The organism is Roseovarius sp. (assembly GCF_030373445.1).
GTDB lineage: Bacteria > Pseudomonadota > Alphaproteobacteria > Rhodobacterales > Rhodobacteraceae > Roseovarius.
In genome coordinates this window covers 26,152-49,351 of record NZ_JAUCYU010000011.1, presented here as the reverse complement: position 1 = coordinate 49,351, position 23,200 = coordinate 26,152, and the positions used below count along the sequence as shown (strand labels likewise).

At 66.8% G+C, this 23,200-nt stretch carries 23 protein-coding genes; 7 read left to right on the top strand and 16 right to left on the bottom strand.

Annotated features, from left to right (window positions below; all coding sequences use genetic code 11):
- Positions 1-105: 105 nt before the first annotated feature.
- From QUV18_RS18260 to QUV18_RS18250, 3 genes are read right to left on the bottom strand one after another with little or no spacing between them, the layout of a single operon-like run.
- Positions 106-900: an enoyl-CoA hydratase-related protein gene (locus QUV18_RS18260; protein ID WP_300895527.1), complete on the bottom strand. Its 795-nt coding sequence runs from the start codon at positions 898-900 to the stop codon at positions 106-108.
- 36 nt (positions 901-936) lie between these two features.
- The gene (locus tag QUV18_RS18255; protein WP_300895526.1) at positions 937-1,746 is read right to left on the bottom strand and encodes an enoyl-CoA hydratase/isomerase family protein; all 810 of its coding nucleotides are present in this window, start codon (positions 1,744-1,746) and stop codon (positions 937-939) included.
- The gene (locus tag QUV18_RS18250; protein ID WP_300895525.1) at positions 1,743-3,269 is read right to left on the bottom strand and encodes a class I adenylate-forming enzyme family protein; all 1,527 of its coding nucleotides are present in this window, start codon (positions 3,267-3,269) and stop codon (positions 1,743-1,745) included. Before QUV18_RS18250 ends, QUV18_RS18255 begins: the two co-directional genes overlap by 4 nt.
- A gap of 125 nt (positions 3,270-3,394) precedes the next feature.
- On the opposite strand from QUV18_RS18250, the gene QUV18_RS18245 reads away from it, so the two are divergent.
- Positions 3,395-4,135, top strand: a complete 741-nt coding sequence (locus QUV18_RS18245; RefSeq protein WP_300895524.1) for an IclR family transcriptional regulator — start codon at positions 3,395-3,397, stop codon at positions 4,133-4,135.
- A 23-nt stretch (positions 4,136-4,158) separates the two neighbouring features.
- On the opposite strand, the gene QUV18_RS18240 is transcribed toward QUV18_RS18245, so the two are convergent.
- From QUV18_RS18240 to QUV18_RS18220, 5 genes are all read right to left on the bottom strand, one after another.
- Positions 4,159-4,938, bottom strand: coding sequence for an SDR family oxidoreductase (locus QUV18_RS18240; RefSeq protein WP_300895523.1), 780 nt, complete (start codon positions 4,936-4,938; stop codon positions 4,159-4,161).
- A 25-nt stretch (positions 4,939-4,963) separates the two neighbouring features.
- A complete protein-coding gene (locus tag QUV18_RS18235) occupies positions 4,964-6,268 on the bottom strand; it encodes a TRAP transporter large permease (protein WP_300895522.1) in 1,305 nt (434 codons plus the stop codon).
- On the bottom strand, positions 6,253-6,774 hold the full coding sequence (locus QUV18_RS18230) for a TRAP transporter small permease (protein ID WP_300895521.1): 522 nt from the start codon (positions 6,772-6,774) through the stop codon (positions 6,253-6,255). The genes QUV18_RS18235 and QUV18_RS18230 overlap by 16 nt, the downstream gene beginning before the upstream one ends.
- Positions 6,775-6,805: 31 nt before the next feature.
- Complete coding sequence (gene dctP / locus QUV18_RS18225) at positions 6,806-7,786, bottom strand: TRAP transporter substrate-binding protein DctP (RefSeq protein WP_300895520.1); 981 nt, start codon at positions 7,784-7,786, stop codon at positions 6,806-6,808.
- Positions 7,787-7,940: 154 nt separating this feature from the next.
- Entirely contained in the window at positions 7,941-8,276 is a 336-nt protein-coding gene (locus QUV18_RS18220) for a spore coat protein U domain-containing protein (protein ID WP_300895519.1), read from the bottom strand.
- A gap of 107 nt (positions 8,277-8,383) precedes the next feature.
- Between QUV18_RS18220 and QUV18_RS18215 the strand changes: the two genes are divergently transcribed.
- Together QUV18_RS18215 and QUV18_RS18210 are read left to right on the top strand one after the other, a co-directional pair.
- Complete coding sequence (locus QUV18_RS18215) at positions 8,384-9,310, top strand: oxaloacetate decarboxylase (protein WP_300895518.1); 927 nt, start codon at positions 8,384-8,386, stop codon at positions 9,308-9,310.
- Between the two features lie 18 nt (positions 9,311-9,328).
- Positions 9,329-10,471 carry a PrpF domain-containing protein gene (locus QUV18_RS18210; RefSeq protein WP_300895517.1) on the top strand — a complete coding sequence of 381 codons (1,143 nt, stop codon included), beginning with the start codon at positions 9,329-9,331 and terminating at the stop codon, positions 10,469-10,471.
- Between the two features lie 95 nt (positions 10,472-10,566).
- On the opposite strand, the gene tcuA is transcribed toward QUV18_RS18210, so the two are convergent.
- From tcuA to QUV18_RS18180, 6 genes are all read right to left on the bottom strand, one after another.
- Positions 10,567-12,075, bottom strand: coding sequence for an FAD-dependent tricarballylate dehydrogenase TcuA (gene tcuA, locus QUV18_RS18205; protein WP_300895516.1), 1,509 nt, complete (start codon positions 12,073-12,075; stop codon positions 10,567-10,569).
- A 65-nt stretch (positions 12,076-12,140) separates the two neighbouring features.
- Positions 12,141-12,854, bottom strand: coding sequence for an ABC transporter ATP-binding protein (locus QUV18_RS18200; RefSeq protein ID WP_300895515.1), 714 nt, complete (start codon positions 12,852-12,854; stop codon positions 12,141-12,143).
- Positions 12,851-13,624 carry an ABC transporter ATP-binding protein gene (locus tag QUV18_RS18195; protein ID WP_300895514.1) on the bottom strand — a complete coding sequence of 258 codons (774 nt, stop codon included), beginning with the start codon at positions 13,622-13,624 and terminating at the stop codon, positions 12,851-12,853. Before QUV18_RS18195 ends, QUV18_RS18200 begins: the two co-directional genes overlap by 4 nt.
- Positions 13,621-14,622: a branched-chain amino acid ABC transporter permease gene (locus tag QUV18_RS18190; protein WP_300895513.1), complete on the bottom strand. Its 1,002-nt coding sequence runs from the start codon at positions 14,620-14,622 to the stop codon at positions 13,621-13,623. The genes QUV18_RS18195 and QUV18_RS18190 overlap by 4 nt, the downstream gene beginning before the upstream one ends.
- Positions 14,623-15,492: a branched-chain amino acid ABC transporter permease gene (locus QUV18_RS18185; RefSeq protein WP_300895512.1), complete on the bottom strand. Its 870-nt coding sequence runs from the start codon at positions 15,490-15,492 to the stop codon at positions 14,623-14,625. It lies immediately after the preceding gene.
- A gap of 71 nt (positions 15,493-15,563) precedes the next feature.
- Positions 15,564-16,724 (bottom strand): ABC transporter substrate-binding protein, encoded by a 1,161-nt coding sequence (locus tag QUV18_RS18180; RefSeq protein WP_300895511.1) that lies wholly within the window; start codon positions 16,722-16,724, stop codon positions 15,564-15,566.
- A gap of 138 nt (positions 16,725-16,862) precedes the next feature.
- On the opposite strand from QUV18_RS18180, the gene QUV18_RS18175 reads away from it, so the two are divergent.
- Genes QUV18_RS18175 through QUV18_RS18160 form a run of 4 tightly spaced genes read left to right on the top strand, consistent with a single transcriptional unit; the run spans position 16,863 to position 21,600 of the window.
- Positions 16,863-18,335: an aldehyde dehydrogenase gene (locus QUV18_RS18175; RefSeq protein WP_300895510.1), complete on the top strand. Its 1,473-nt coding sequence runs from the start codon at positions 16,863-16,865 to the stop codon at positions 18,333-18,335.
- 34 nt (positions 18,336-18,369) lie between these two features.
- A complete protein-coding gene (locus QUV18_RS18170; RefSeq protein ID WP_300895509.1) occupies positions 18,370-19,350 on the top strand; it encodes an NAD-dependent epimerase/dehydratase family protein in 981 nt (326 codons plus the stop codon).
- A gap of 27 nt (positions 19,351-19,377) precedes the next feature.
- The gene (locus QUV18_RS18165) at positions 19,378-20,163 is read left to right on the top strand and encodes an N-acyl homoserine lactonase family protein (protein WP_300895508.1); all 786 of its coding nucleotides are present in this window, start codon (positions 19,378-19,380) and stop codon (positions 20,161-20,163) included.
- 39 nt (positions 20,164-20,202) lie between these two features.
- Positions 20,203-21,600, top strand: a complete 1,398-nt coding sequence (locus tag QUV18_RS18160; RefSeq protein WP_300895507.1) for an MmgE/PrpD family protein — start codon at positions 20,203-20,205, stop codon at positions 21,598-21,600.
- Positions 21,601-21,619: 19 nt separating this feature from the next.
- Here QUV18_RS18160 and QUV18_RS18155 read toward each other — a convergent pair whose 3' ends face one another.
- A complete protein-coding gene (locus tag QUV18_RS18155) occupies positions 21,620-22,330 on the bottom strand; it encodes a GntR family transcriptional regulator (RefSeq protein WP_300895506.1) in 711 nt (236 codons plus the stop codon).
- A gap of 127 nt (positions 22,331-22,457) precedes the next feature.
- Positions 22,458-23,168 carry a TetR family transcriptional regulator gene (locus QUV18_RS18150; RefSeq protein ID WP_300895505.1) on the bottom strand — a complete coding sequence of 237 codons (711 nt, stop codon included), beginning with the start codon at positions 23,166-23,168 and terminating at the stop codon, positions 22,458-22,460.
- Between the last annotated feature and the right edge of the window lie 32 nt (positions 23,169-23,200).

Sequence of the window (23,200 nt, the reverse complement as noted above, 5' to 3'; positions counted from 1 at the left end):
TCTGGAGCGATGCCAGCACCGTGCCAACCCGAACCGCCGCCGGGGGGCATGAAATCTGCCCACGATTGCGTGATCGTGCGGTTTTTCGGGCAGTGGGGGCCGGGCTCAGTGCCCGGTGAACTTGGGCGCGCGCTTGTCGAGGAAGGCCTGCATCCCCTCGGCCTTGTCCTCGGTGGCGAAGAGAAGCTGCACCGCCTTGCGTTCCAGCGCCAGCGCGGCGCCGAGGGGGACATCCATGCCGTGCAGGATTACCTCCTTGATCTGGGCGACGGCGATGGGGGGCATGGCGGCGATGGTGCGGGCCATCGCCATCGCCTCGGGGAGCACCTTGTCGTCGTCGACGACCTTCGAGGCGAGCCCCATATCCCATGCTTCCTCGGCGGTGATGACCTCGCCCGTCAGGCACAGGCGCATGGCGCGGAACTTGCCGATCTCGCGCACCAGCCGCTGGGTGCCGCCGGCGCCGGGCATGATGCCGACGCGCACCTCGGGCTGGCCCAGTTTGGTGCTGCGGCCGATGATCGAGATGTCGCAGAGAAGCGCCAGTTCGAGCCCGCCGCCAAGGGCGTAGCCGTTGACGGCGGCGATCACCGGCACCGGGCAGTCGGCCACGGCGGCCCAGAGGCGTTCGGTGTGGCGGTGGTACATCTCGACCGCCGAGATACGGGACATGTCGGAGATGTCGGCCCCGGCGGCGAAGCTGGTCTCGTCTCCGGTAAGGACGACGCAGCGCAGGTCGGGGTCTTCGGCCAGCCCCCGGAACACCTCGGCCAGCCGCTTGCGGATCTCGAGGTCGAGCGCGTTCTTCACGCTGGGCCGGTTGAGGCGCACCACGGCGACCCCCGGTTCGGGATGTTCGAGAAGCACCATGTCTTCGGGCGGGCCGGATTGGTCTGTCATCGTCATTCCTGTGTCTGCGGGGGTCTCCGGGGCGGCCTAGAGCGGCGACTCGGGGTCGAAGTTCGGCTTGCGTTTTTCCTTGAGCGACGACAGGCCCTCCTGCACGTCGGGGCCGTTGAAGCCCATGAATTCGAGCGCCAGCGAGGTGTCGAAGGTGGGCCCGGCCATGCGCAGCCAGTTGTTGAGCGCGTACTTTGTGAAGCGCACGGCGCCGGGGGCGCCCTTGGCCAGCTTGGTGGCCACTTCGAGCGCCTTGTCGTGCAGGTCCTCGGGTTCGGTCACGAGGGAGACGAGGCCGATGCGCTCGGCCTCTTCGCCGCTGACCGGATCGCAGGTCATCAGGTAGTATTTCGACTTGGCGAGCCCGCAGAGGAGCGGCCAGACGATGGCGGCATGATCGCCCGCGGCGACGCCCAGCCGGGTGTGGCCGTCGATGATGCGGGCGGTGCGCGAGGCGATGGAGACATCGGCCAGCAGCCCGGCGACGAGGCCTGCGCCCACGGCGGGGCCTTCCATGGCCGAGACGACCGGCTTGGAACAGTTGATCACGTTGTAGACAAGATCGCGCGCTTCCTTCCAGACACGGTTCAACGTGTTGAAATCCTGCGTCATCTCCTTGACCAGTTCGAGGTCGCCGCCGCCCGAGAAGGCATCGCCCGCGCCGCGGATGATGACCGCGTTGACCCGCGAATCCGCGTCGATGTCGCGCCAGATGCGGACCAGCTCGCCATGCATCACGCCGTCGGCCGCGTTCATGCGGCCGGGGTTTTCCATGGTCACCCGCAACACGCGCTCGGCCGGCCAGTCGAATTTCAGGCGCTCGTAGCCTTCGTAGGTGTCGGTCATATCTTCTTCTCCCTGCCTTTCCAGAATGGCTCTTTGAGGATGTTCTTCTGTATCTTGCCGATGGGCGTTTTCGGGAAATCCGTGACGAATTCCACGTGGCGGGGGCGCTTGAAACGGGCGAGCCGTTCGGCGCAATGCTCCACCAGCGTGGCCTCGTCGAGGGTTTCGCCCGCCTTCAGCATGACGAAGGCCGCCGGCACCTCGCCCCACTTGTCGTCGGGGATGCCGAAGACGGCGCATTCGGCGACCTCGTCCCGGTCGTAGATGACGTCTTCGATTTCCTTGGGGTAGACGTTCTCGCCGCCGGAAATGATCATGTCCTTCGAGCGGTCGATCAGGGTGATGAACCCTTCTTCGTCGATCGTGCCCACGTCGCCCGTCAGCGCCCAGCCGTTCTGCCAGAACTTCGCGGTCTGCTCGGGCTCGTTGTAATATTCGAGCATGACGTTGTGCCCGCGCGAGGCGATTTCGCCGATCTCGCCGGGGGCGACCTTGTTGCCGTTCTGGTCGATGACGCCCACGTCGACATTGTAGCATTGGCGGCCGACCGAGCCGAGTTTTTCCGGCAGGTTCCAGGCGCGGAGCGAGGTGAGCACGCCCATTTCCGACTGGCCGTAGATCTGGGTGATGGCGAGGTTGGGCAGCTTTTCCATCAGCTCGGACTGGACCCAGTCGGGCATGGGGGCGCCGGCGAAGGAGACCTTGCGCCAGGTGGCGTAGTTGGCGGCGTCGAAATTCGGGTCGCTCACGACCATGGAGAGCTGCGTCGGCACGGCGAAGAGCGCGGTCATGCGGGTTTCCTTCGCCATGGCGGCGAAATCCTCGACCGTCCATTTGCTGAGAAGCGTCGTGGTGGCGCCGGCGAGGATGGCGGGCTGGAACATGATGTTGAGGGCCGCCACGTGGAAGAGCGGGGTGACGATGCCGACGATGTCGCGCTCGTCTATGGCTTCCTCGACCATCACGGTGTGGGCGGTGATGTTGCGGTTGCGGTGGCTGCAGAGCACGCCTTTCGGCCGGCCGGTGGTGCCGCCCGTGTAGGTCATGCAGAACGGGTCGTCCTCGTCGATGGCGACGTCCGGATAGCCCTCGCCGCCTTCGGCGATGAAGCTCTCGAACGTCTCGTCGCCGCCGTCGCCGATGCAGACCAGCTTCTTCAGCTTCGGCAGCCTGTCCTTCACCGCCTCGATCTTCTCGGCGAAGATATCTTCGTAAACGAGGAGTTCCACGTCGGCCTTGTCGAGCACGTAGGCCAGTTCGTCGGGCGCATAGAGCACCGAAATGTTTACCATCACGCAACCGGACCGCGCGATGCCGAAGAACGCAACGCCGTACTCGGTACGGTTGCGGGAGATCATGCCGACCTTGGTGCCCTTGGGAAGCCCCTCACCCAGCAGGCGATTGGCCAGTTTATTGGCCGATTTGTCGAGCTCTGCATAGCTTGTCGACTGCCCCTGCCAGAGGATGGCGGGCTTGTTCGGAAACCGCTCGGCGGAGCGGCGGAGCATATCGCCTGTCAGCATGTCTTCCTCCCTTTCACCGGCTTGGGCCGATGGTCTCGACATGTCCCGAAGGAGGCGGTAAACGCAATGGGAAATTGCAGAAATCTATTCCGCAGAGCGGAATACAACGGCAGGAGAGTTTCGGCATGGCACAGGGCGACCGGCAGTTCGTGGATGCATTGGCGCGGGGGCTGGCGATCCTGGAATGTTTGTCGCGGTCGCACCAGCCGATCGGCAATCGCGCCATATCCGATGCGGTGGGGCTGGCGCCCTCGACGGTGAGCCGGCTGACCCATACGCTGTGCGCCCTGGGCTATATCCGGCCCACCGGCACGGGCCGCGCCTATGAGCTGACGCCCAAGAGCCTGACGCTGGGCTACCCGGTGCTGGCGGGGCTGAGCCTGCGGGACAGGGCACGGCCGCACCTGGAGGCGCTGAGCCGGAAAACCGGCGAGACGGCGGCGCTGGCCATTCGCGACGGGCTGTACTGTACCTTCGTGGCGGTGGTGCCGGGGACGAACATGGTATCGGTGCGGCTGGCGACCGGCGGGCGGCTGAGGATGCAGGTCTCGGCGGCGGGGATCGCGCTGGTGGCCGCCCTGCCCGTCCAGGAGCGCCGGGCGCTGGCCGGGCGGCTGCGGGCCGACATGACGCGGCGGGGCGAGTCGACGGACGGGTTCGACCGGGCGCTCGAGGCCTGCCTCGCCGACGGGTTCGCGACGGTGCGCAATTCGTGGAAGGCGGGGATCGGCGGGGTCGGCGTGCCGATCAGCTTCCAGGGCGAGACCGCCGCGCTGACCGTGCCGGTGGCAACCGGCAGCGTCAGCGAGGAGCAGATGCGCGGCGAGATCGCGCAGGCGATGCTGCAGGAGGCCAACGCCTTCTGAGCGGGGGGCCGTCATGGCCCGTATCACAGCAGGGGCCGGGCCAGCCCGCCATCCACGGTCAGGTTCTGGCCGGTGATGTAGCCCGCGTGGACCGAGCAGAGAAAGGCGCAGGCCGGGCCGAAATCGGCCGCCTGCCCCAGCCGCCGCATCGGCACGCTTTCGGCCATGGCGCCCTTGGCCTCTTCGGGCGTGATGCCTTTTGCCTTGGACTGGGCGTTGTAGACCCGTTCGAGCGCGCCGGTGTCCATGAGGCCCGGCAGCAGGTTGTTGACAGTGATGCCGTCGGGCGCGATCTCGTGCGAGAGGCTGCGCATGGCGCCGGTGAGGCCGGCGCGCACGCCGGTGGCGACGCCCATGTTGGGGTACGGGTCGCGCACGGTGAAGGAGGTGACGTTGACGATGCGGCCGTAATTTTCGGCGCGCATGTCGGGCAGGCATTGGCGCGCGAAGTCGATGGCCGGCAGCATGTTGGTTTTCAGCGCGTTCAGCCAGATGTCTTCGGCGTGGCTTTCCACCGGGCCGGGCGGCGGGCCGCCGGCATTGGTGACGAGGATGGTGATGGGGCCCAGTGCCTCGCGGGCCTTCTCGACGATGGCCTGCCGGTTCGCGGGGTCGGAGATGTCGCCCGGCACGGCGATGGCGCCGCCGCCGATTTCCTGCGCCGCCGCTTCGGCCTTGGCCGCGTCGCGGCCGTTGATGGCGACGCGCACGCCGGCCTCTGCCAGGGCTTTCGCGCAGGACAGGCCAAGCCCCTGAGAGCCGCCGAGAACGAGGGCCGCGCGGCCCGAAATACCAAGGTCCATTGTCACCTCCGGAAGTGTGGGGCCGTCACAGGAGCGACGGCAGGAACAGGATGATCTCCGGCACCAGCGCGAGCACGGCGATGACGGCGATGAAGATCGCGATGAAGGGCAGCACCGAGCGGTAGACGGCCTGGATCGGGATGCCGTCGGAGGCGCCCTGCAGCGAGAAGAGCGTGTAGCCGAAGGGCGGCGTGATGCCCCCGATCGACATGTTGATCAGGAAGATGGTCCAGAACCAGATCGGGTCGAAGCCCAGCGCGCCGATCATCGGCTGGTAGATCGGCACCAGCATGATCATCAGCGCGATCTGGTCGATGAACATGCACAGCACGAAGGGCAGCAGTTGCAGCATGATGAACATCAGCACCAGCGGCAGGGTCAGGGCCGACACCAGCTTGACCAGCTCGAAGGTGGCGCCGGTGAAGTTGAGGAGCTGGCTGAAGGAGACCGAGCAGACCATGATGATCATGATCATCGCGGTGATCATGGCGGTGGAGCGTAGCGCCTCGATCAGCGACGACAGGCGCAGGTTGCCGAAGATGGCGCAGATGATGGCGGCGGCGACGCAGCCGCTGGCGGCGGCCTCGGTGGGCGTGGCGATGCCGCCGAGGATGAGGCCGAGGATGGTGACGATGATCAGGAGGAACGGCGCGGCGCGGAGCGCGGTGCGGCCGCGTTCGGACCAGGGGCGCTCGGCGCTTTCGGCGAGCGGCGCGACGTTGGGGTTCAGAAACCCGCGGACCATGGTGTAGAGCAGGAAGGCCGTGGCGAGCAGGATGCCGGGCAGGATGCCCGCGACCAGCAGGGCCGAGATCGAGACCTTGGAGAGGATGCCGAGGACGACGGCCATGACCGAGGGCGGGATGATCGGCGCGAGGCTGGCGCCGGCAAGGATGGTGCCCATCGACAGGCTGCGGTCATACTCGCGCTTCTGCATTTCCGGCAGGAGCGAGGAGCCCATCATCGCCGCCACCGCCATGGCCGAGCCCGAGAGCGCCCCGAAGACGGTGGAGAGCACGATGCTGACCGCGTAGAGCCGGGCGCGGAAATTGCCGACCAGCGCGTCGACCGCGTCGAAGATGATCTTGACCGAGCCGGAGCGGAACAGCAGCTCCCCCAGCAGGACAAATAGCGGGATGGCGGCGAGCGAGATGCTGGTCGAGGTGCTGAACATCGAGTTCACCACCAGCAGCACGCCCTTGATGTCGCCCGTCAGGATGTAGAGCCCGCCCACGTTGATGAGCAGGAAGGACAGGAAGATCGGCAACCCCATGAGGAAGAGCGCCAGCAGCAGGAAGAACACGCTGCCGAGAATTACGTACCACTCCACGTCGGCGCTCCCTTGTCTGTGTCGGGCGATCTTTCGAACGTCGCCACGAAATGGCGGATGAAATAGAGGGCCGAGTTGGCCAGCCCGTAGACCAGCGGCACGAAGACGACCCATTTGGGAATGGGCGTGACCGAGACGATCATGACGCCCGAGGAGATCTGGCGCGCGGCCTCGACCCCGCCGACCCAGGCGCAGAGCGCGCAGACGGCGAAGCCGATGACGTAGTTGAGGCGCATCATGCCGACCGACACCCGCCGGGGCACCGCGTTGACGATGAAATCCATCGACGCGTGGCCGGATTTCCATGTCAGGTACGGCACCGCGAGGAAGGTGATCAGGCCGAAGGCCACCGCCGCCGTGTCGGGCGACCAGTCGGAGGGCGAGGCCAGGACGTAACGGCCGAAGACTTCTCCGGCCGTTACGAGGGTGAGGTAGAGGACCCCGAATGACGCCGCCCAGAACGTGGCGCCGGTGATCGCGTCATGGACGCGGCAGAGGCGTTTCATCCGGTGTTGCTCCTCCCGGGGTCGGGCCGGTTTACTCGGCGGTCAGGCCTTTTTCGACGGCGAGCTCGTGGAACGCCGTGCCGTCTTCGCCGGCCTTCTCCTCGACCTGTTTCCAGATCCCGGCGGCGAAGATGGCGTTCACGTTCTCGGCGGTCTCGTCACCGAACTGGGTGATTTCGAGCCCGGCCTCCTGCATGGCCTTGTCTTCCTTCTCCCACAGGTCCTCGAAGTGCAGGCGCCCTTCGACTTCCAGCGTGGTGGCGGTGTCGACCACCATCTGCTGCTGATCTTCGCTCAGACCGTTCCAGGTGTCGAGGTTCATGAACAGCGACAGGTTGGTGACGCCGAAGGTGGGGCGGGTCATGTAGTCGGCGACCTCGTACCACTTGTAGTCCATCGCGCCGAAGACGGGCCAGGCCGCGCCGTCGACCACGCCGCGTTCGAGCGAGGAGTAGATCTCGGACGCCGGCAGGGTGACGACGGAGCCGCCAAGTTCGGTCACGAGGTCATGGTAGGTGCCCGAGGCGCGGATCTTGCGGCCTTCGAGCGCGCCGTCCTCGCCGATGGGCTCGCGCAGCATGATGTGATAACCGGAGGCGGCCGAGAAGACGCCGATGAGCTTGAGGTTGCGCTTGTTGTAGTGACTGTCGATCACGTCGTAGATGCCGCTTTCGCGGCGCGCCTCGGGGTCGTCGGTGACCGCGTCCATGCCGAAGGCCATGGCGGTCTCGCCCAGGTGATAGGCGCCGTGGGTGAAGAGCATGTCGAAGAGGCCGGCCGAGACCGGCTGAAGCTGTTCGAAGGGCGAGACGGTTTCGGGGCCGCGCAGCTCGACCGTGAGGTCGCCACCGGAGTTCTCGGCCAGTTTCTCGGCAAACCCTTGGGCGAAGACGGGGACGGCGTTGTAGCTTTCGTCCCAGCTCGACAGCATGGTCAGGGTCTCGGCGCGGGCCGGGACGGCGGCCGCGGCCAGGATGGCGGCGGCACAGAAAGTCTGTTTGAAATAGGTCATTTGCAGGTTCCTCCCTTGGTTCGGCGGCGGCGGGGGCGAAGGGCCCTTGGCCGCGGTGCCGGATCGGTTTCAAAACAAGCCGCGAATGGGGGGACTGTAAAGCGAAATACCGGAACGTTCCTTCCGCAGTGCGGAATTCTTTTCTGAACTGCGGTTAATACATGGGATGCGGCAGCGGGCCGTGGTCGGCTCCCGCATAGGGGTTTCGCAATGTTGGTACCACGTCGGTATCTTGTCGGTATCGCGTCGGTGCGGGGTCGGTGCGGCCCCCTGCCCCGCCACCCTGGTAATGCACCGTCACGACCACGGAATCGGAATAGACGCCGATCGCCGCCTGCTGCCCGGCATGGATGCGCCCGTAGACCATGTAGCGCTGGCCATAACCGCTGCCGGCGCCTTGCGCGCGCTGCGACGGGACCTCGCCGCAGGGGATGCTACGGCCGAAATCGTGATAGAGCCCGTAGACCAGCGAATGGGCCGGGGATGACATCGGCGGGCAGAGGGCGCGGTGGCGGGTGAAACCTTCAACTGTCTACAGTTGACATATCTGTTCCGGCCATCATAGTGTCCGGTAACCGCAATTTGGATTCAGACACGATGAACAACGCTGTGACGGACGACACCCGACGTGCCCCGGAAACGGGTCGGGACACGGATTTCGCCGATCGCCGGAGTGTCCTCAGGGCGCTGGTCGCGGAGAAGAACGCGGTTGTCCTGCCCGGCGCACCCAATGCCCTGACGGCGCGCATTGTCGAAGACCTGGGGTTTCGCGCGGCCTATCTTACCGGGGCCGGCCTTACCAACATGTCGCTGGGGCTTCCCGATCTCGGTTTCGTGACGTCGAACGAGGTGGTCGAGGCCACGGCGCGGATCAGCGATGTCTGCACCCTGCCCCTGATCGTCGACATGGACACGGGTTTCGGCAACGCGCTGAACGCCTACAACACCGTGCGCAAGCTGGAGCGTGCGGGGGCCGCCGCGATCCAGATCGAGGACCAGGTCTTTCCGAAGAAATGCGGGCACTTCGCCGGCAAGGCGGTGATCCCGACGGAGGAGTTCGTGGGGAAGCTGAAAGCCTGTCTCGATGCGCGGCGCGACGGCAATACGATGATCATCGCGAGAACGGATGTTCGGGCGATCGAGGGGTTCGAGGCGGCGATGGAGCGGGCGCACCGGATGATCGAGGCGGGGGCGGACATGATCTTTGTCGAGGCGCCCGAGAACGAGGAGGAAATCCGCGCCATCGGACAGCTTCCGGCGCCGCAGCTGATCAATTTCGTCTTCGGCGGAAAGACCCCGATGATGACGCCCGACGCGCTGAGCGATGCCGGGTTCTCGCTGGTGCTGTATGCCAACGCGGCGCTTCAGGCCTCGGTCCGGGCGATGCATGACGTGCTGGGCCATTTGCGGCGGACCGGGTCGCTTGACGGGGTGTCGGACCGGCTGGCGAGTTTCGCCGAGCGGCAGAGGCTTGTGGGCAAGGACGAGTTCGATACGCTGGCGGACAGGTACGACGGCTCCTGACAGACCGGGGATGGGATGATGGCACACCGCAGACTGCCGGCGTTGTTCATGCGCGGGGGCACGTCGAACGCCCTCGTGTTCCATGTGAAGGACCTGCCTGCCGAGCGCGGGGAATGGGACGCGCTGTTCCTCGGGGCGATGGGCGCGCCCGACCCGAACGGGCGGCAGCTTGACGGGATGGGGGGCGGCATATCCTCGCTGTCGAAGGTCTGCGTGATCGGGCCGCCGAGCCGGGACGATGCGGATATCGACTATACCTTCGCGCAGATCGGCACCGACAAGGCGACGGTGGATTACGCGGGCAATTGCGGCAACATGAGTTCCGCCATGGGGCCCGCGGCGCTGGAGATGGGTCTTGTCGCGGCGCCGGAGACGGGCGAGGCGCGGGTGCGCATCCACAACACGAACACGGGGAAGATCATCGTGGCGCGGTTCCCGGTGGAAGATGGATTGCTGGCGCCCGCGGGCGACATGGCCATTGCCGGTGTCGCGGGGCGGGCGGCGCCCATCCGGCTGGAGTTTCTCGAGCCCGGGGGCGCGCGGACCGGGCGGCTGCTGCCGAGCGGGACTGCCTGTGACCTGCTGGCCCTGCCCGACGGGCGAAAGGTACGGGCGAGCCTCGTGGATGCGGCGAACCCTTGCGTTTTCGTGGCCGCCGCGGACCTGGGCAAGACCGGGGGCGAGACGCCGGGGGCGCTGGCCGCCGATACGGCGTTCATGGCGGACATGGAGGCGTTGCGCTGTGCCGGGTCGGTGCGGATGGGCATGGCGGCGGACCTTGCGGGCGCGGCGGAGATCCCGAGCGTTCCCAAGGTCGCCATCGTGGCGGCGCCGGCCGATGTGACGACCCTGTCGGGCGAGATCATCGGGGCGGGCGAGATGTCGCTGGGGGTGCGGATGATCTCGATGGAGCAGCCGCACCGGGCGGTGCCGATCACCGGGGCGATCTGCCTTGCGGTGGCGGCGCGCGTGCCCGGGTCGGTGCCCGGGGCGCTTTGCAAGGCGGGAGACGGCGCGATCACGGTGGCGCACCCTTCGGGCGTGATCGTGGTGGATGCCGAGGTGGAGACCACCGGCGGCGAAGTCACGGCGCGCAAGGGCGTGATCTATCGCACGGCGCGGACGCTGTTCGAGGGGTTCGTGCGCCTGCCCGGCGGCTGAGGGGCCCCTGCCCTGTTGCGACGCGAATTGTGCCGTTACGGCATGACGGCCCGGGCAGACCTGCCCGGGCCGCTTCATGTGACGCGGACCGGCGATCAGGAGACCTTCTGAACATTGCCGGAGGACGCGCCGACATAGGCCGCGGCGCTTTCGCCGGCGAGCTTGCCGAACACCGAGCCGGACATCAGGCCGGTGCCGCCGGGGTAGTTCTCGTAGAAGAGGCCGCCGACGAGTTCGCCCGCGGCGTAGAGGCCGGGGATCGACTGGTCGGTCATGTCCTGCACCTCTCCCGACGTGTTGATCTGCAGCCCGCCGAAGGTGAAGGTGATGCCGGTGGTGCAGACATAGGCCTCGTAGGGCGGCTCGTTGATCGGCAGGGCCCAGTGGCTTTTGGGCGGGGTGATGCCCCGGGTGCCGACGCCGTCGAGGATGGAGGGGTTGTAGTCGCCGCCCTGGCAGGCCTCGTTGTATTCGCGGACCGTGCGGGCCAGCTTCTCGGGGTCGAGGTCGAGCTGTTCGGCGAGGCCCTCGATCGTGTCGGAGGTGGCTTTCGTGACCTCGCGGATGCGGTACTCGTCGCGCAGGCGGTGGATGGTCTGCTGGTCGAAGATCTGGATGGCGGTTCGGTTGGGCTGGGCCATGATCTCGCGCCCGTACTTGGCGTAGGTCAGGTTGCGGTAATCGGCGCCCTCGTCGACGAAGCGCTCGCAATTGGTGTTGACCATGATGCCCAGCGGGTAGGAGTGCTTCTGGAAGTTGTCGAGCACCCAGCGGTCGCCATAGGGCGGGGCCGAGATGTCCCATTCGCAGGAGTGGCAGGAAGACCAGTTGCCGTAGGGCTTGGCGCCGATCTCGAGCGCCATCTTGATGCCCTCGCCCATGTTGTGGCGGGTCCCGCGCACGCGACAGAGATCCCAGCCGACCCCGAGGTAGCGCACGCGCATCTCGGCGTTCGACTCGAACCCGCCGGAGGCGAGGATCACGGATTTGGCGTTGATCTCGGAATAGCCCTCCTTCGTGCGGATCTTCACGCCGGTGACGGTGCGGTCCTGCGATTGCAGGAGGCCGATGGCGGCGTGGCCGTAGCGGATCTCGATGCCGAGCTTCTCGGCGCGGGCGATCTCGGCCTCGACAAGCCCTGCCCCGCCGCCGACCGCCTCGATGTTGACGCCGCCGTAGAAGTGGTGCTTGCCGTCGACGAGGTAGGACTGGCGGCCGAACATGGGCACGAAGCGGATGTTGTGCTTGCGCAGCCAGCCCATCGTCATGCGGGAACGGTCGACCAGCAGGCCGGCGAGTTCCTCGTCGCACTGGAAGCGGGTGACTTCGCGCATCTGGTCCATGAAGAATTCGCGGCTGTGGGGCGGCAGGATGATCTGCTCGCGCTCGTCGTCGGAGAGGTCGGTGAGGATGTCCTCGGTGACGTCCTCGAGCCCCTCGTGGGCGAAGCGGAAGCCGCCGGCGGTGAAGTAGGAATTGCCGCCCCTCTCGTCTTCGGGGGCGCGTTCGAGGACCAGTGTCCTGGCCCCGTTCTCATGCGCCGAGATGGCCGCGCAGAGGGCCGCGTTGCCGCAGCCGACGACGATCACGTCATAGTCGCTCAATTGATCTCTCCTTGTTCGGCGCCGCCCGGATGGCGGCGGTTCTGGTTGGTTTGTCCGGGGGCGGCTCAGATGCCGAGATAGGCCTTCCGGACATGTTCGCTTGCGGCGAGGTCGCGGCCGCTGCCCTGCAGGGCGATGGAGCCGCTTTCGATCACGTAGGCGCGGTGACAGAGGCGCAGGGCCATGCTGGCATTCTGTTCCACCAGCACGATCGAGATGCCTTCCTCGCGGTTGATCTCCTCGATGATGCGGCCGATTTCCTGTACCCGGATGGGCGCAAGGCCGAGCGACGGCTCGTCGAGGAGGAGGAGCCGGGGCCGGGCCATGAGGGCGCGGCCGATGGCGAGCATCTGCTGTTCGCCGCCGGACATGGAGCCCGCCATCTGGGTGCGCCGTTCGAGCAGGCGGGGGAAGTAGCCGTAGACCCGCTCCATCGAGGCTTTCGCCTGGGCCTTGTCGGGCTTGAGGTAGGCGCCGAGCTGGAGGTTCTCTTCCACCGTCATCTGCGGAAAGACGCGGCGGCCCTCGGGCGAGAGCGCGATGCCCAGGCCCACCACCGCGGGCGGGCGCATGCCGGAGATGTCTCGGTTGTCGAAGGAGATGGCGCCGCTGTCGGGCGGGGTCAGGCCCATGATGGCGCGCAGCGTGGTCGTCTTGCCCGCGCCGTTGGAGCCGATGAGCGCCACGATCTCGGCCTCGCCCACATCCATCGACAGGCCGTGGAGGGCGGCCATCGGGCCATAGCTGACTCGGATGTCCTGAAGGGATAGCGCGGTCATGCCTCGACCTCCGTTCCGAGATAGGCCTCGATCACCTGCGGGTTGTTGCGGACCTCGTTCGGGCTTCCGGCGGCGATCTGTTCGCCGTGATCGAGGACGATGATGCGGTCGCAGATGCCCATCACGAGTTTCATGTCATGTTCGACGATCAGCACGCTGACCTGCCCGTCGGTATGGATGTCCCTGATGAGCTGGCCCATGGCCATGCTTTCCTCGGGGTTCAGCCCGGCGGCGGGTTCGTCCATCATGATCACCTTCGGCGAGGAGGCGAGCGCGATGGCAACGCCCAGCCGCCGCTGGTAGCCATAGGGCAAGGCGCCGGCGAGGTGGTCGTGGACATGGGCGATGCCGACCCGGTCGAGGATCGCCATGCAGCGATCGCGCTCTTTCGACTGGGCCTCGCGCGAGGCGCGGGTGGCCAGCATCGAGCCGAGGAACGTGTCCTCGCTCCGGCAGAAGGCGCCGCGCATGACGTTCTCGAGCGCGGTCGAGTGCGGGAAGACGCTTGTCGCCTGGTAGGTGCGGGCCAGCCCCATTCGGATGATCCGGTTGGGGCGCAGCCCGACGATGTCCTGGCCCTGGAAGGTGATGCGTCCGTCCGACAGAGGGAGGGTGCCGCTGATCACGTTGAAACAGGTCGTCTTGCCGGCGCCGTTGGGGCCGATCAGGCCGACGATCTCGCCCTCGGCCACGGAAAAGGTGACGTCCTTGAGCGCGGTCAGCCCGCCGAACCGCTTGGCCACGTCCTTGACGTCAAGCAGGATGCTCATTTGCCGCCTCCCGTCAGTCTGCGAAGGGTTGAGGGGATCGAGATCAGCCCGCCCGGCAGGGTGCGCAGGACAAGCACCATGATCGCCCCGTAGATGATGTGCTGCAGCCCCTCGAAATCGCGCAGGAACTCGGGCAGCGGGGTCAGGAAGGCCGCGCCCACCACCGCGCCCCAGAAGATCGACCGGCCGCCGACCACCAGCATGGTGATGTAGGCCACCGAGTTGTGGAAGGTGAAGGTGTCGGGCGAGATGTAGCGGATGTAATGGGCGATGAGCGCGCCCCCGACCCCGGCGATGCCGCTGCCGATGGCGAAGGCGATGACCTGGAAGCGGGCGGTGTCGATGCCGCAGCTTTCGGCGAGGTCGATGTTCTGCTCGATCGAGTTGAAGGCGCGCCCGAAGGTCGACCGGCTGAGGGCCCAGGTGAAGAGCAGGGTCGCCATGAACATGGCGAAGGCGAGGTAGAAGAACATCGAGCGGGGCCCGAAGCTTATGCCGAGAAGCTTGATCGGCGCGATGCTGATCAGACCGTTGGCGCCGTTGGTCACGTCCTGCCAGTTGAGGGCCAGAAGGGTGAACATCTGGCCGAAAAGGAAGGTGACGAGCACGAAGTAGACGCCGCGGAGCCGCAGGATCACCGCGCCCAGAAGCGCCGCCATGGTCGCCGTGAAGAGCCCCGCGATGACCAGAGAGAGGGCCGGCGGCACCCCGAGGCGGAGCGACAGCAGCGCCGAGCAATAGGCGCCCAGCCCCGCGAAGGCGGCGTGGCAGAGCGAGAGCTGGCCGACGGAGTAGATGATCCAGAGGCTGAGCGCGAAGATGCCGCTGATGAGGGTCAGGTTGGCGATGTGCACGTAGAAGAGGTTGGGCAGCAGCCCCGGCGTGAAGCCCGCCGCGACGCAGGCCGCCGCGACCAGCGCGAGGCGTGTCCAGAGGCCGCTGGCCGAGGCGCGGCTTTTCGGTGCGGGCGGGGCGACGGTTGTATCCGTGGTATTCATTCAGGCCTCCTTGCGGCCCATCAGGCCCGAGGGCCGCACGAGCAGGATGGCGATGACGAGCGCGAGCTGGAGCATGTCGGCGACCATGGCGCCCAGCAGCGTCGCGCCGAAGCTTTCGATCATGCCGAGGAGCAGCCCGCCCAGCACGGCGCCGGGGATCGAGCCGAGACCGCCGAGGATGACCACGATGAAGGCCTTGAGCATCGGCGTGACGCCGACGAAGGGCGAGACCGAGAAGACCGGGGCCATCATCGCGCCGGCTACGGCGGCCAGCGCCACGGAGATGCCGAAGGCGAGCGGGAAGATCTTCTCGACGTCGATGCCCTGGATCAGGGCGGCCTCGCGGTCCTGGGCGACGGCGCGCATGGCGCGTCCCGTCCGCGATTTCTGCATGAAGAGCCAGAAGGCGCCGATCACCAGGGCCGCCGCGATGATGACGAAGATCCGCGACCACGAGAATACCGCCGGGCCAACCCGGACGAGGCCCGAGATCACGTCGGGCATGGGCCGGGGCGAGGCGCCGAAATACATCAGGGCGGTGTTCTGGATGACCACGGAAATGCCGAGCGTGGCGATCATGCCGGTCAGCTCGTCCCCGCGCAGCGGCCGGATCAGCGCCCATTCGACCAGCGCGCCCACGACCCCCACCAGCAGCACGGCCGCGAGGATCGTGACGACGAAGGGCAGTTGCCACTGGGCGTAGGTGAAGAAGGCAATAAAGCTGCCGATCATGTAGAATTCGCCGTGGGCGAAGTTCACCACGCGCATGATCCCGAAGACCAGCGTGAAGCCGATCGCCATCAGCGCGTACATCGTTCCGATCACCAGGCCGTTCACACCGGCCTGGATCAGGAGCGTCATCATGTCCATCGTCTGCTCCGCAGTTCGTGTCGGTTCGACCGGTGGGGGTGCGGCGAGGCTGTCACCTCACCGCGCCTGTGCTACTCGCATTTCTCGAGGTCGCAGGTGGCGATCACCGTGGGGGTGCCGTCGGTCACCTGGCCGATGGCGTAGGGGATGTATTGCTGGCGCATGACGCCCCAGACCTCCTGCCCCATCCAGTTGGCGTTGCCGGCGGGCCCCTCGAAATCGGTCAGCTTGGCCATCTCGGCGACGATGGCGTCGCTGTCCTCGACCGTGCCGGCCGCCTTCATGCCCTCGAAGATCATGTTGATCGTCGTGTAGAAGAGCGGGCTGAAGGCGTTCATGGTGCCGCCGTAGGCATCGATGTAGCGGGTCTCGTAGGCGGCAAGCGAGTCGAGCGAGCCGTCGTATTCCATGTGGACGTAAAGCCCTTCGGAGGCCTCGGGCCCGGCGACCGCGAGGATGTCGTTGGTGGCGTCGCCCCCGGTGCGCACGATGTTGCCCTCGAAGCCAAGGTCGCGGAGCTGGCGGACCAGCAGGCCGGCGGTCTGGGGCGGGGAGCCGTCAAGCTCGAACGTGTCGATGCCCTGGGCGATCACGCGCGTCAGGAGCGGGACGAAATCGACGCGGCCGCGCTCGTAATAGTCCACCGCAGAGGCGTCGGCGCCGGCGGCCTCGTAGCCCGTGGAGATGTCGTTGGCCATGGTCTGGCCGGTCTCGTCATTGGGGAAGAGCGAACCGACCTTCTTGGCACCGAGCTTTTCGACCACGTAGGCGATCTGCGGGTTGCCGTAGATCTGGGTAGGCAGCACGGCGCGGAACGAATAGGGGTGCTCCTCGGCCATGGCGATGGGGGTGAAGCCGCCGGTGACTGTGATCTTCTTGTTCTCGGTCGTCACCGGCACCAGCGCGGCGAGCGGGGCCGAGCCGAGGGGGCCCACGATGAAGGCGGCCTCGTCCTCGTAGATCAGGCGGTTCACGGCGGTCACCGCGTCGTTCGGGTTGTAGTGGCTGTCATAGGCGGCGATGGAGATCTCGTAGGTCGTGCCGCCGACCTCGAGCCCGCCCGCCCCGTTGATATCCTCGACCGCCAGTTCGAGCGCGCCCTTCATGGCGTTGCCCCATGCCGCGCCGCCGCCCGAGAGCGGGGCCACAAGGCCGACCGTCATGGTTTCGGCGCTTGCGAACGTGCCCAGCGCGATGGCCGATGCACTCAATGTCAACAATGATGTTTTCACCTTTATCCTCCCTTTTTCGTCACTGCATCTGGCTTGGTGCAGCCAGCGTCTTTATGGCGGCAAAAACACATGGCGTCAACTGTTGACATTTTTGCTGCCGCGGCTCAGTTTGGCCGCGTTGGAGAGGCGGAGAACAGAATGAAACCTTATGAATTGTTCATCGGCGGGACATGGGTGGCGCCGCGTGCGGGCGGCCGGTTCGATGCCGTGAACCCCTTCACCGGCAAGACATGGGCACAGCTTGGCGAGGCCGATGCGAGCGACGTCGACGCGGCCGTGACGGCGGCGGCCGAGGCGCAGCCGGGCTGGGCCGCCACCAATGGCGCGACGCGCGCGCTGATCCTGAACCGAATCGCCGACGTGATCGTCGACCATGCCAGCGAGATGGCGGTCTTCGAATCGACCGACAACGGCAAGGTGATCCGCGAGACGTCGTCGCAGATGCTGTTCGCCGCCCGCCTCTTCCGGTTCTTCGCGGGTTATGCCGACAAGCTATACGGCAGTGTCATCCCGCTCGATAACCCGCATGTCTTCGACTACACGCGGCGCGAGCCGTATGGTGTTATCGCGCTGATCACCGCGTGGAACTCGCCGATCACGCTGCTTTGCAACAAGCTGCCGGCGGCGCTGGCGGCGGGGAACACGGTGGTGGTGAAACCGTCGGAGCATGCCTCGGTTTCGACGCTGGAACTGTGCCGGCTGCTGGAGAAGGCCGAGCTTCCGCCCGGCGTCGTCAACGTGGTGACCGGCGCCGGGGACACCGGCGCCGCGCTGGTCGAGCATCCGGGCATTGCCAAGATCAGTTTCACCGGCTCGCCCGCCGTGGGCCGGCGGATCGCCGCCGCGGCGGGGCAGAACCTGAAGCCCGTCACGCTGGAGCTGGGCGGGAAATCCCCGAACATCATCTTCGACGATGCCGACCCGGAGGCCGCCACGGTGGGCGCGCTGGCGGGGATCTTCGGGGCCACCGGGCAGACCTGTGTCGCGGGCTCGCGCCTGCTGGTGCAGCGCGGGCTTTACGAGCGGATCACGGAGACCCTCGTGGAGCGGGCAAAGGCCATCCGGCTGGGCGACCCGCTCGACCCGGCCTCGGAAATGGGCACGGTGGCCAACCGGCCGCAGCTTGACCGGATCATGGCCGCCATCGAGGGCGCCAAGAGCGAGGGGGCGCGGCTGCTGACCGGTGGCGGGCGGGCAAGGGGCGAGGCGCTGGGTGACGGGCTGTTCGTGGAGCCCACGATCTTTGCCGACGTGCGCAACGACATGACGGTCGCGCAGACCGAGATCTTCGGCCCGGTCCTGTCGATCCTGCCCTTCGAGGAGGAGGAGGAGGCGGTGAGGATCGCCAACGACATCCCCTTCGGGCTGGCCGCCGGGATCTGGACGCGGGACATCAACCGCGCGATGCGCCTTGTGCCGCAGATGAGGACCGGCGGTGTCTGGGTGAACACCTACCGGATGGTCGCCGCGCAGGCGCCGTTCGGCGGCACCAAGGAAAGCGGCTTCGGCCGCGAGCGCGGCGAGCAGGGGATCCTGGATTTCACCGTGCAGAAGAACGTGATGATCGACTGGTCGGGCACGGCCAGCGACCCGTTTGCCATCAAGAACTGAAGGGCCCCGGGCGGGCCGATTGGGAGAGAGAAAGATGACGATTTCCGGCAAGAAATACATGGTCACCGGCGGCGTGAGCCTTATCGGCAGCCACGTGGCGGAGCAGTTGTTGGAGGCGGGCGCCGAGGAAGTGATCCTGTTCGACAACTATTCGCTGGGCTCGAACGACATGATCGGGCACCTGCTTGAAAACCCCAAGGTGCGGCTTGTGCGGGGCGACATCACGCGGGTGAACGAGCTGTTCGACGCGCTTGACGGGGTGGACGGCATCTTCGCGATCGCCGGGTTCCTGACCCTGCCCTTCAGCGCCAACCCGACGCTGGGCCTGACGGTGAACGCGCTGGGCCATGCCAACGTGCTGGAGGCCGCGCGATACCGGGGCGTGCGCAAGGTGGTCTTTTCCTCGTCGGTGGCGGCCTATGGCGACCCGGAGCCGGGCGAGATCGACGAAACGCGCCCCTTCCGGTTCCACACGATGACCCCGCCGGGCGTGCTGTACGGCTCGACCAAGATCATCGGCGAGCAGCTTGGCCGGCTCTATTCCGATCGCTACGGCGTGCAGTCGGTGTCGCTTCGCTATGCGACGGTCTACGGGGAGCGGCAGCATTACCGGGGCGTGAACGCGCTTTACATCATCGACACCTACGACAAGCTGGTGGCCGGCGAGCGCCCGAGGATTCCCGGCGACGGCTCGGAGGTGCATGACTATATCCACGTGGCCGACGTGGCGCGCGCCAACCTGATGGCGATGGACAGCGACGTGACCGGCGAGAGCTTCAACGTTGCCACCGGCACCGCCACCAACCTCAACCGACTGTTCGAGATCGTGGCCGGCATCGTGGGCTCGGACCTGACGCCGGAATACGGCGACAAGGAGGGCGCCGTGCGGGTGACGACGTCGAGCGAGCTGGACTTCTCGATCACCAAGATCCGCGAGATGATCGGCTGGCAGCCGCAGGTCAGCATCGAGGAGGGGATCGAACGGCTGATCCGGTGGCGGCAGTCACAGGGCTGAACGGGCCGAACAGGAGGGAGTGAACGCATGTCGACCTACGAGATACACGCCATCAAGTATGCCTCGATGGACCGGAAGCGGTCGGACAATTTCATCAAGCTCGACGATCATGACGGGCCGATGCCGCTGGATTTCTTCCTGTGGGTCGTGAGGGGAGAGGCCGGCACTTTCGTGATCGACACGGGCTTCGACCCGGCGACGGCCGCGCGGCGGAACCGCAAGGTCTGGCGGCCTGTCGAGGCGGGGCTGACGGCCGTCGATGTCGACCCGGCCACGGTCAGCGACGTGATCGTCACGCATCTGCACTGGGACCATGCCGGCAATCACGAGCTGTTCCCGCAGGCGAAGTACCATCTCCAGGAAAAGGAGATGGCCTATGCCACCGGGCCCTGCATGTGCCACCACACGCTGAACCATACCTTCGAGGTGGCCGACGTGCAGAACATGGTCAAGCGCGTCTTCGAAGGGCGCGTGTGCTTTCACGACGGCAGCCGCGAGCTGGCGTCGGGGCTGAGCGTGCATTGGACGGGCGGGCATTCGCGCGGGCTTCAGGTGGTGCGGGTGCGGACGCGGCGGGGCTGGGTGGTGCTGGCCTCGGACGCGGCGCATTACTACGAGAATTTCCAGAACCACGCCCCCTTCCCCGTGGTCGTCGACGTGGCGGACATGCTGAACGGCTATACCGTGTTGGAGGAACTGTCCTCGTCGCCGCAGCATATCGTGCCCGGGCATGACCCGCTGGTGCTGGAGCGCTACCCGCTGTCGGGCAGCGCCGAGGGCATCGTGCGGCTCGATGCCGATCCGACCGAGTGAGCCCACCGGACAATGACAAAGGACGCCCCAGTGAACACCATGACGCCCCCGCAGGCCGGCAAGGTCGGCACCCCATCGGACGCGCTGGCGCAGTTTGCCGCGACGCTTCGGTACGAGGACATTCCCGAAACCGTGCTGGAGCGGGCGCGGATCCACATCCTTGACGGGCTTGGCCTTGCCGTGGCCTCGACCGTGTTTCCCTTTGCCGGGCCGACCCTGGCGGCGGTGGAGGAGCTGAGCGGCGGGGACAAGGGCGCGACGGTGATCGGCCGGGCGTTCCGCGCGGCGCCACGGGACGCGGCGATGGCGAACGGCGTGCTGATCCACGGGCTGGATTACGACGACACGCATTTGCAGGCGATCGTGCATCCGACCGCGGCCGTGCTGCCCGCGGTGCTGGCGCTGGCCGAGGAGCGCGCGTTGTCGGGGCGCGAGACGCTGGCGGCGTTCTGCATCGGGATGGAGGCGGCGATCCGGCTGGGGGCGGCGGTCAAGGGCGGGTTCCACCATACCGGTTTTCACGCGACGGGGGTTCTGGCGCATTTCAGCTCGGCCCTTGCGGCGGGCCGGATCATGGGCGCCGCGGCGTCGGATCACGTGAATGCGCTTGGCATCGCCGCCAGCACCGCCTCGGGGATCCAGGTGTTCCTGGAGGAAGGGGCGTGGACAAAGCGGCTGCATCCCGGCTGGGCGGCGGCGGGCGGAATCACCGCGGCGACGCTGGCCCGGCATGGGTTCGTGGGGCCGACGCGCGCCTTCGAGGGGCGGTTCGGGCTGTTCGACACGCACCTGCACGAGCACGCCGCGCATGTCGACATGGCCTACCTGACCGAGGGGCTGGGCGAGAGCTGGATGATGGCCGACACCGCGCTGAAGCCCTACCCGGTGTGCCATTTCATCCACGGGGCGGCGGATGCCGCGCTGGACCTGCGCGATGAGATCGGCGGCGCCGGGATCGCGGAGGTCGATATCTACCTGCCGGAGGACACGCTGAAGATCGTGGCCGAGCCGATCGAGCACAAGCGGCATGCGAAGAACGAGTACGAGGCCAAGTTCAGCGCGCCATTCGTGGTGGCCTCGACCCTGCTGAAGGGGCGGTTCGGGCTGGCCGACCTGACCGACGCGGCGATTGCCGATGGCGAGACGCAGGCGCTGGCGCGGCGCTGTAGCTGCCATGCCGACCCGGAGACGCGGTTTCCGGAGTATTTCTCGGGCGGGGTGCGCGTGCGGCTGGAAGACGGTCGCGAGCTGGTCCGGCACGTGCCGGTGAACAGCGGGGCCGGTGAGCGCAAGATGACGTTGGAGGAGACGACGGAGAAGTTCCTTCAGAACACCGGGCTGGCGATGGACGAGGGCCGCGCCCGGGCGATCCGCGATGCGGTGGTCGGGCTGGGGGGCGGTAGCGTTGACACGCTGATCGCGGCGCTGCGCGGCTGACCGGGCGGGTTCGGCCGGATCAGCCCCCGGCCGTGTCCTGCGCGGCCTTGTCCGCCTCTTTCTTCGCGGCGGTTTCCATGGCGAGGATGGCGTGCTTGCGGGCGTTGGCGATGTGGGTGCGCATCGCGGCTTCGGCGGCATCCGGGTCGCGGGCTTCGAGCGCGTCGACGATGGTGGCGTGTTCACGCAGCGCATGCACCGCCCGGCCGGTCATGGTCGACGACTTGTAGCGGTAGATGCGCAAGAGGTCGTAGAGATCGCCCGAGATCATGTCCATCAGGTACTCGTTGCCCGAGGCCTTGGCGATGCGGAAGTGAAAGTCGAAATCGCCGCTTTGCTGGTAATAGCCCTCGCCCGAGAGCACCTCGTCGCGCAGGGCGTGTTCGTCGAGCAGCTTGCGGATCTGGTCCACCTCGTCCTGCTCGATCCGTTCGGCGGCGAGGCGGCAGGCCATGCCCTCGAGCGCCTCGCGGACCTTGAGAAGCTCGTCGAGCCGGCGCAGCGACAGGGCGACGACGCTGACCCCGATATTGGCCTTGCGCTCGAGAAGGCGGCGCCCCTCGAGCCGGCGGATGGCCTCGCGCAGGGGGCCGCGGCTGATGCCGTATTCCTTGGCCAGCACCTGTTCGCGCAGGCGCGTTCCGGGCTCGAGATCACCGCTGATGATCGAGGCTTCCAGACGTTCCGTCACGGCTTCCACAAGCGATCTGGCTTCGATTTTGCTACCCATATTCCGTCTCGCTATCTTCAAGTTCGCCGGTGGCGGTCAACCCGGTGTTGACAATAGACCGTTGACATACAAGGAGCAAGTGACTGACGGCACGCGCCCGGGTGATCCGGGCCGCGCGCTTGCCGTCTCAGCCGGAGAGGCCGGGGGCGGCCGTGCCGGCGATCTCGGCCCGGATTTCCGTGAGTGCCGGCGGGGTCAGGGCGATGGCGAGCACGCTTTCGACGATCTGCCGGCGCAGGTCCGCCTGCGCGGTCCCGGTGAACAGGTTCGGCCCGAATATGGCGTTGAAGGTCGGCCGGTTGGAGACGTTGAAGAAGCTCGCCGCGCTGATCTGCCAGTGCAGGGCCACCGGATCGAGCCCCTGGCGGAAGGTGCCGTCCTCCTGCCCGCGCTTGCAAATGTCTTCCAGCTTGTCGATGGCCGCCACGTTCATGTCCCGGATGACCTGAGAGGCCACGAGATTCTCGGCGTTGTGGATGTTCTCGATCATGACCATCCGGATGAAGTCGGGGTTGCGGCGGTGATGATCGAAGGTGAAGGCCACCAGCCGCGCCAGGGCCCGGGCCGGGGGCAGACCGCCGAGGTCGAGCGCGGCCTCGCCTTCCCGCACCTTCATGTAGGCGGCTTCCAGCGCCGCGGTGTAAAGGCCCAGCTTGTCGGTGAAATAGTAGTAGATCATCCGCTTCGACGTGCGGGTGCGCGAGGCGATTGTCTCGACCCGGGCACCGGAGAGGCCGTTCTCGGCAAACTCCGACAGCGCCACGGCGAGAATGTCGCGCTTCACCGCCTCGGGATCTTGGCGCCAGCTGCGCCGCTCGGTCTCTGTTTTCAAGGCCATGCGCCCCTCCCCGCGGGAGGCATATCACACCC

Coding starts and splice junctions, on each gene's coding strand:
- QUV18_RS18175 (WP_300895510.1), top strand. CDS start 16,863: ATGAAACCTTATGAATTGTTCATCGGCGGGACATGGGTGGCGCCGCGT.
- QUV18_RS18200 (WP_300895515.1), bottom strand. CDS start 12,854: ATGACCGCGCTATCCCTTCAGGACATCCGAGTCAGCTATGGCCCGATG.
- QUV18_RS18210 (WP_300895517.1), top strand. CDS start 9,329: ATGGCACACCGCAGACTGCCGGCGTTGTTCATGCGCGGGGGCACGTCG.
- QUV18_RS18160 (WP_300895507.1), top strand. CDS start 20,203: ATGACGCCCCCGCAGGCCGGCAAGGTCGGCACCCCATCGGACGCGCTG.
- QUV18_RS18155 (WP_300895506.1), bottom strand. CDS start 22,330: ATGGGTAGCAAAATCGAAGCCAGATCGCTTGTGGAAGCCGTGACGGAA.
- QUV18_RS18240 (WP_300895523.1), bottom strand. CDS start 4,938: ATGGACCTTGGTATTTCGGGCCGCGCGGCCCTCGTTCTCGGCGGCTCT.
- QUV18_RS18185 (WP_300895512.1), bottom strand. CDS start 15,492: ATGGACATGATGACGCTCCTGATCCAGGCCGGTGTGAACGGCCTGGTG.
- QUV18_RS18255 (WP_300895526.1), bottom strand. CDS start 1,746: ATGACCGACACCTACGAAGGCTACGAGCGCCTGAAATTCGACTGGCCG.
- QUV18_RS18250 (WP_300895525.1), bottom strand. CDS start 3,269: ATGCTGACAGGCGATATGCTCCGCCGCTCCGCCGAGCGGTTTCCGAAC.
- dctP (WP_300895520.1), bottom strand. CDS start 7,786: ATGACCTATTTCAAACAGACTTTCTGTGCCGCCGCCATCCTGGCCGCG.
- QUV18_RS18195 (WP_300895514.1), bottom strand. CDS start 13,624: ATGAGCATCCTGCTTGACGTCAAGGACGTGGCCAAGCGGTTCGGCGGG.
- QUV18_RS18150 (WP_300895505.1), bottom strand. CDS start 23,168: ATGGCCTTGAAAACAGAGACCGAGCGGCGCAGCTGGCGCCAAGATCCC.
- QUV18_RS18220 (WP_300895519.1), bottom strand. CDS start 8,276: ATGTCATCCCCGGCCCATTCGCTGGTCTACGGGCTCTATCACGATTTC.
- QUV18_RS18190 (WP_300895513.1), bottom strand. CDS start 14,622: ATGAATACCACGGATACAACCGTCGCCCCGCCCGCACCGAAAAGCCGC.
- QUV18_RS18170 (WP_300895509.1), top strand. CDS start 18,370: ATGACGATTTCCGGCAAGAAATACATGGTCACCGGCGGCGTGAGCCTT.
- QUV18_RS18165 (WP_300895508.1), top strand. CDS start 19,378: ATGTCGACCTACGAGATACACGCCATCAAGTATGCCTCGATGGACCGG.
- QUV18_RS18245 (WP_300895524.1), top strand. CDS start 3,395: ATGGCACAGGGCGACCGGCAGTTCGTGGATGCATTGGCGCGGGGGCTG.
- QUV18_RS18215 (WP_300895518.1), top strand. CDS start 8,384: ATGAACAACGCTGTGACGGACGACACCCGACGTGCCCCGGAAACGGGT.
- QUV18_RS18260 (WP_300895527.1), bottom strand. CDS start 900: ATGACAGACCAATCCGGCCCGCCCGAAGACATGGTGCTTCTCGAACAT.
- QUV18_RS18230 (WP_300895521.1), bottom strand. CDS start 6,774: ATGAAACGCCTCTGCCGCGTCCATGACGCGATCACCGGCGCCACGTTC.